The sequence below is a fragment of the Deltaproteobacteria bacterium genome (assembly GCA_035063765.1).
Taxonomy (GTDB): domain Bacteria; phylum Myxococcota_A; class UBA9160; order UBA9160; family PR03; genus CAADGG01.
In genome coordinates this window covers 37,552-43,797 of record JAPSFT010000029.1, presented here as the reverse complement: position 1 = coordinate 43,797, position 6,246 = coordinate 37,552, and the positions used below count along the sequence as shown (strand labels likewise).

The 6,246-nt window shown below is 70.5% G+C and carries 5 protein-coding genes; 3 read left to right on the top strand and 2 right to left on the bottom strand.

What is annotated here, in order from left to right:
* Window positions 1-45: 45 nt before the first annotated feature.
* Window positions 46-3,210: an MMPL family transporter gene (locus OZ948_17590; GenBank protein MEB2346542.1), complete on the bottom strand. Its 3,165-nt coding sequence runs from the start codon at window positions 3,208-3,210 to the stop codon at window positions 46-48.
* 330 nt (window positions 3,211-3,540) lie between these two features.
* Between OZ948_17590 and OZ948_17585 the strand changes: the two genes are divergently transcribed.
* Window positions 3,541-4,065 carry a disulfide oxidoreductase gene (locus OZ948_17585; protein MEB2346541.1) on the top strand — a complete coding sequence of 175 codons (525 nt, stop codon included), beginning with the start codon at window positions 3,541-3,543 and terminating at the stop codon, window positions 4,063-4,065.
* Window positions 4,062-4,721 carry a thioredoxin domain-containing protein gene (locus OZ948_17580; protein ID MEB2346540.1) on the top strand — a complete coding sequence of 220 codons (660 nt, stop codon included), beginning with the start codon at window positions 4,062-4,064 and terminating at the stop codon, window positions 4,719-4,721. Before OZ948_17585 ends, OZ948_17580 begins: the two co-directional genes overlap by 4 nt.
* A 10-nt stretch (window positions 4,722-4,731) precedes the next feature.
* Here the strand turns inward: OZ948_17580 and OZ948_17575 are convergent, their stop codons facing one another.
* On the bottom strand, window positions 4,732-5,274 hold the full coding sequence (locus OZ948_17575; protein ID MEB2346539.1) for an NYN domain-containing protein: 543 nt from the start codon (window positions 5,272-5,274) through the stop codon (window positions 4,732-4,734).
* A 93-nt stretch (window positions 5,275-5,367) separates the two neighbouring features.
* Between OZ948_17575 and OZ948_17570 the strand changes: the two genes are divergently transcribed.
* Complete coding sequence (locus OZ948_17570) at window positions 5,368-6,246, top strand: carbon-nitrogen hydrolase (GenBank protein ID MEB2346538.1); 879 nt, start codon at window positions 5,368-5,370, stop codon at window positions 6,244-6,246.

Here is a 6,246-nt window from a genome sequence, read left to right as displayed (position 1 = left end):
TTTCGGCGGGGGGGCCCGGGCGGGGGCCGCCCCCGCGCCGGGGTCTCACGCTCCTTCGCGCAGCCCGAGCTTGCGCTCGCGCTCCTTCTGGGCTTCCAGCAGCGCGCGCTGCTCGTCGCTGAGCAGGGCCGTCGCCACCTTCGGGCGCAGGATCGAGTAGAAGGTCGGCACCACCGTGATGGCACCGAGCATGTTGACGACCATCAGCAGCACCAGCAGCTGGGCCATCTCGGCCTGGAAGCGCAGGTTCGAGAAGGACCACAGGATGATGCCGCCGACCACCGTCGTCGCCGTGAAGGTCACGGCCATGCCGGTCGTCCCCACGGCGCGGCGCACCGCTTCGTCGATGTCCGCCGTGTCGGCAACCTCCTGGCGGATGCGGTCCACGATGTAGATCGCGTAGTCGACGCCGATGCCGACGCCCACCGACTGCACCGGCAGGGTGTTGATGTTGAGACCGATGTCACGGATCGCCATGTAGGCGAGCGACAACAGGGTGGCCGTCGCGATCTGCAGGAAGATGATCCCGCCGCTGGCGACCGACCAGTAGGTGATCGAGTGCAGCACGAAGATCACGGCGAAGATCAGCGTGATGTTCGCCAGGTGCGCGCGCTCGACCTCGTGGTTGATGGCAGCCAGGATGCCCATGATGCCGCCAGCCATCACGAACTGGACGCCGCGCGTCCAGGAATTGGTCGGCTGGTACTTGGGGATCGGTTCGACGGCCTTCATGTCCTGGACGATCAGGTCCTGGGTGTTCACCGCCACGACGCGGATGCCCTGCTCCTTGCTCTCGTACCAGGCGTCTACGTCGTCGGCCGACCAGCCCTCCAGCGTCGACGGCCAGGCGAAGAACTCGCCCTCCTCGACCGAGTCGCGCTCGGTCTCGAAGTCGGCGATGGCGCCCTCGCGGAACTCGTCGAGCCAGTCGGGCAGGCCGTCGACGGCGTTGTGGACGGGAACGGCCTTGTAGCTGCCGTCGTCGCGGTGCTGGACCGTCAGCGTGTGGTTTCGCGGCGGGAGCAGCGGCCCGAGCATGTAGTACCAGATGTCGGTGAGCTTCTCCCTGCTGAAGAAGGGGGCGTCCTTGGCAGCGATGTCCATGTCGAGGCGGACGATCACCTCGCCCATCGGGTTCTGCTTGATGAAGTAGTCCGACGCCAGCACCGCGTGGTTGATCGTGTCGCCCTTGTGATCCGGATAGAAGAACGAGACGTTCGCGTTCCGGCTGTCGTCGGTCATGAACGGGCGCAGGAAGCCCGGGGCACCGTTGGTCCGGAGCTGGAAGATCACGGTTCGTACGGTGCCCGGGTGGCCTGGCACGAACTGCCATTTCGGGTCGCCGTAGTGGTTCATGCGCCAGTAGCCGCGGATGATCGGCGCGATCGACACCGAGGCGCCGAGGTTGGTGAACGACGCCATCCAGCGCTCGAATTCGGTCATGCGTTGGATCGGCAGCGGGTCGGCGCTGGCGTTCTCGCGATCGCCACTCACGAACACCACGAACTGGTCCACGCCGCCGAAACGCTGGGCGATCTGGTCGGTGGCGATGTTGAATTCGTGATCGGGCCACAGGAGCGGTGAGCCAGGCGTCACCTGCCCGATCTTCGAGTGGAACAGCGTGATGTAGGTGGAAGAGGCGAACAGGATCAGGGTCACCGCGGCGACCACGTACTTCCAGCGCGGGTGCGTCGTGACCCAGCCCACCCAGCGCGTGAAGCGCACCATCGAGCCGGGCAGGAAGTGCTCGTGCTCCGTGGGGGCGGGCAGGTAGCAGATCATGACCGGGTGGAGGATCTCCACGGTCGCCAGGATCGAGGTCACCCAGAAGGCGCCGAAGATGGCGAGGTCGCGCATCTGTGGGATGGAGGTCACGAGGATCACCAGGAGCCCGCCGACGTCGACGACGATGCCGAGGGTGCCGGGCACGATGAGCTCGGCCATCGCGATCGTGGCGGCCTCGATCTTGGCCTCGTGCGGATCGCCGTACTGGGGGGCGAGGACCTCGTAGTCCTCGAAGAAGCGCTCGGCCATCTGCACCGTGTGCGAGACGGCGCGCGCCGTGATGATCATGGGAATTACCAGCACCAGTGGGTCGAAGGTGATCCCGGTCCAGCCGCAGAAGCCGAGGCCCCAGATCACCGTGGCGACCGCAGCCACGAACGGGATCAACACCCCGTGCCACCGGCGGAAGTAGCCGAGCAGCAGCAGGAAGATCACGAGTACGGTGAGCACCACGTAGATCGTGATCTCGAGCGCGTGCTTCAGGATCCAGCCGACGTGGACCGGCTCGCCGGTGACGAAGACCTTGAGGTTGCACCCCTCCGGGAAGCTCTCGTGGATCTCGGCGCCGACGAAGACCCGCTTCACCGCCTGCCAGGCGGAGCCGAGGAAGCCGTGTGCGTAGGATTGTGCACAGGCCGGCTCCTCGATGTCGGTCTTGATCTTCTGGATGTGGTTGAAGACCGCACGATAGGTCTCCGAGGAGTTCAGGCGGTCCGTGATGAAGCCGGCCGTGACCAGTGCGCCCTTCTCGTCCCAGCTCACCAGGCGCCCGTAGATGAACGGGGGGTTCTGCCGCACCAGGCCGCGCAGCCGCTCGGATTCCTCCGCGTTCTGCGGCACCTTCTTCATCAGCACGTCGGAGGTGATCGAGCCGTCGGGCTCGATCTGGATGGCGCGTGTGCTCGAGTGTGCGAGCGAGCGCACCTGGTCGTGGTTCACCGGATAGGGCGGGAAGTGGCGGTCGAGCTCGCGCAGGATCTCGACGTCGCTGAGCCCCTGCTCCTCGAGCTTGCCCCGGAGCTCCTCGCGTTCCTCGTTGCGCGAGTCGTAGCCGACGCCGTCCAGCCGCCGCGTGATGTCGTGGAGCTTCTGGAGCGTATCCGGCGTGAAGATGTTTCCGTCGCGCACCACGACACCGAGCGCCACCAGCGACGAGGTCCCGAACTGGCGGGCGAACTTGTCCTGGGCGTGGATGAAGGGATGCTCGGGCCATTGCGCGCGCGCCGAGGTGTCGACGCGTACCACCGGACCGGGCAGCTTCGCGCCGAGTCCGTCGAGGACGGCGTTGACGATCGGGTAGAGGAAGAACAGGGTGGTCACGATCAGCCAGATCGCGATCGGGAAGCGGTTGCGCACGACCCAACGCGCGAACTGGAGCGTCCGCGTCTGGCGGACGTGGTGTTCGGGCGGGCTTGCTTGGGACATCGGCGCCTCTCGCTCGGGGCCCGCTGGAGGCGGGCCGCAAAGGGGAAAAGACGCCCGATCGAGCGCACACGATTCAACGGACGGCGCGCGAGCGGGAGGAGTCCGTCACCATCGGGGGGGCCGGCACACCCGGGGCGAACGCTATCTCTCCGCGCTCGCCGGAGTCAAGCTCCGGCACCCGGCCGGGCGATCGAGGGACGACCGGTGGGGCGGCCCGGGCCGCGAGCCCCGGAGCGATCCCGGGCGAGTCGGCGGGACGCGACCCGGGGCCCGATGCGAGAGCCAGCCAGCGCTGCCCGGTGCGTCGGGTGGTGAAGGACGGCGATCCACGTGAACACCGTGCTCGGGCGGCGCGTCGATCCGGCCGCCCGCGTCGAGCCGCGGTGGGTGGGCGGGGCGGCCGGCAGCCGCAGCACCGCCTGGAGGTCTGCGATGGGTCCGACGTACTGGCTCTACGCGGCCTGGCTGGTCGCTCTCGCGGCGACGCTCGGGAGCCTGTTCTTCGGCGAGGTGATGGGGCTTCCACCCTGCACGCTCTGCTGGTACCAGCGCATCTGCATGTTCCCGCTCGCGCTGCTGCTCCCGGTCGGGATCGTGCTGCGCGACGCCCGCGTCACCTGGTACTGCCTGCCCCTGGTCGCGCTCGGCCTCGCGATCGCCGCGTACCACAACCTGATCGACTACGGTGTGGTCCCGGAGCGTCTCGCGCCTTGCGGCCAGGGCGTCTCGTGCGCGGCGCGCCCGATCGCGTGGTTCGGCTTCGTCACGATCCCGGCGTTGGCGCTCGCGGCCTTCGCGGTGATCGGCGCCTGCCTGCTGGCGTCTGCCGCCGGCTCGAGGAGGTCTCGCGCATGAGGAAGGAGGTGGCCCTGGTGATCGGCATCGCGCTGATCGCGGTGGCGGCCTGGCTGTTCGGCGCGCGCCTCTACCGCGGCGCCCAGGAGGAGCGCCGGCCGGCGGCCGCGGCGGAGAGCCCGGCGGTCGATCCCGCGCTCCTGGTCCACCCCGACAGCCCGAGCAAGGGCCCGCGCGGCGCCAAGGTGACGATCGTCGAGTTCCTCGACCCGGAGTGCGAGGCCTGTCGCGCCATGTACCCGTACGTGAACCGGGTGCTCGCGGAGCAGGACGGCCGGGTCCGGCTCGTGGTCCGCTACCTGCCGCTGCACGCGAACTCGATGCAGGCCATGGCGGCGCTCGAGGCGGCGGGCGAGCAGGGCCGCTACTGGGAGATGCTCGACGCGCTGTTCGCGAACCAGCCCGTCTGGGGCGACCATCGCAGCCCCCGCCCCGAGCTGATCCCCTCGTACGCCCGCCAGATCGGACTCGACATGGCGGCCTTCCAGGCCTCCTACGAGGGCATCAAGCACCGCGCGAAGATCGAGCGCGACCGGGGCGATGCGGAGCAGCTCGGGGTGCGCGGGACGCCGAGCTTCTTCGTGAACGGCCGGCTGCTCCCCGAGCTCGGCTACGAGCCGCTGCGGGCGCTGGTCGCCGAGGAGCTCGCGAAGTAGGGCCGGGCCCCTACGCCGCGTCGCCCCCGCAGCGCTCGCGAAAGGCGCGGGGGCCGATCACACGGGCGCCCCGGTGGCGGGCGCGGTCGGCGAGCTGCCGGTCGGCGGTCACCACGGCGATCCGGCCCGGCTCGGCGGCCTGGCGGACCGCCCGGACCAGCCACTCGTCCGCCGATGCCGCGAACACCACCTGGGGGCCCGGCCCCGCGCGCTCCGGCTCGTCCGCCGGCCGCTGGCCGTCGAAGACCACCACGACCTCGACGCCGGCCGGCACCTGGAGCCTCCGCACCAGCTCGAGGACCCGCTCCCGCGCCTCCGCCCGCCACCACCCGCGCCGGTCACGGCCGCGGAGCACCGCGGCGTGCATCAGGTTGAAGCCGTCCACGAGCCAGATCCGGGGCTCGTCGGCGGGGTCGGCGGGGTCGGCCATCGGCGCGGCAGGATAGGCCGCGCGCGCGGGCCCGGAGCCCAGGGCCCGCGCCCCGATCCCGAGCGCCACGAAGGCCGCCATCCAGGCAGCCGCCACCGCCGCCTCGCGTGCGAAAGGGGTCATCTCCGCTCCTCCTCGCGGGCGATCCTGCGGCGTCCGCGTGACGGAAGCGGTCACGCGCTTGCGAGCCCGGGTCCCCTTGCCTACCCCACGCCCATGGCGGCTCCCTCGGCCTCGATCCTGAAGGTCGGCCTCGTGCAGTTCGCGTGCTCCGCGGACTCCCGCGAGAACCTGGACCGGGCGCTCGCCGGGATCGACACCGCCGCGGCGGGCGGGGCGCGGCTCGTGGTGCTCCCGGAGCTGTTCCGCACGCCCTACTTCTGCCAGGCCGAGGACGCGCGCTGCTTCGACCTCGCCGAGCCCGTGCCCGGCCCCACGACCGAGGCGGTCGCCAAGGTGGCGGCGGCGCGCGGCGTCACGGTGGTCGCGTCGGTCTTCGAGCGGCGCGCCCCCGGCCTCTACCACAACACCGCGGTGGTGCTCGACGCCGACGGCGCCGTGGCCGGCATGTATCGCAAGATGCACATCCCCGACGACCCGCTCTACTTCGAGAAGTTCTACTTCACGCCCGGCGACCTGGGCTTCCGCGCCGTCGACACGCGGGCGGGCCGGATCGGGACCCTGGTGTGCTGGGACCAGTGGTTCCCGGAGGCGGCGCGCCTCACCGCGCTGGCCGGGGCGCAGGTGCTCACCTATCCGACGGCGATCGGCTGGGAGACCGGGGTCCGGCCGGAGTGGGAGGCCGCCGAGCACGACGCCTGGGAGACCGCCCAGCGCGCGCACGCGATCGCCAACGGCGTCTTCGTGGTCGCGGTGAACCGGATCGGTGTCGAGGGGCGACTCACCTTCTGGGGCCAGTCCTTCGTCGCGGACCCCTTCGGCCGCGTGATCGCGCGCGCGCCGGCAGACCGCGCGGAGACCCTGGTCGTCGACTGCGACCTGGCGCTCGTCGAGGAGGTGCGGCGGGGCTGGCCCTTCCTGCGCGACCGCCGCATCGACGCCTACGGCGACCTCCTGAAGCGCCTGCGCGACTGA

Bases quoted from the DNA above. Each gene is read 5' to 3' on its own strand.
- OZ948_17590 (MEB2346542.1), bottom strand. From the start codon at position 3,210: ATGTCCCAAGCAAGCCCGCCCGAACACCACGTCCGCCAGACGCGGACG.
- OZ948_17580 (MEB2346540.1), top strand. From the start codon at position 4,062: ATGAGGAAGGAGGTGGCCCTGGTGATCGGCATCGCGCTGATCGCGGTG.
- OZ948_17575 (MEB2346539.1), bottom strand. From the start codon at position 5,274: ATGACCCCTTTCGCACGCGAGGCGGCGGTGGCGGCTGCCTGGATGGCG.
- OZ948_17570 (MEB2346538.1), top strand. From the start codon at position 5,368: ATGGCGGCTCCCTCGGCCTCGATCCTGAAGGTCGGCCTCGTGCAGTTC.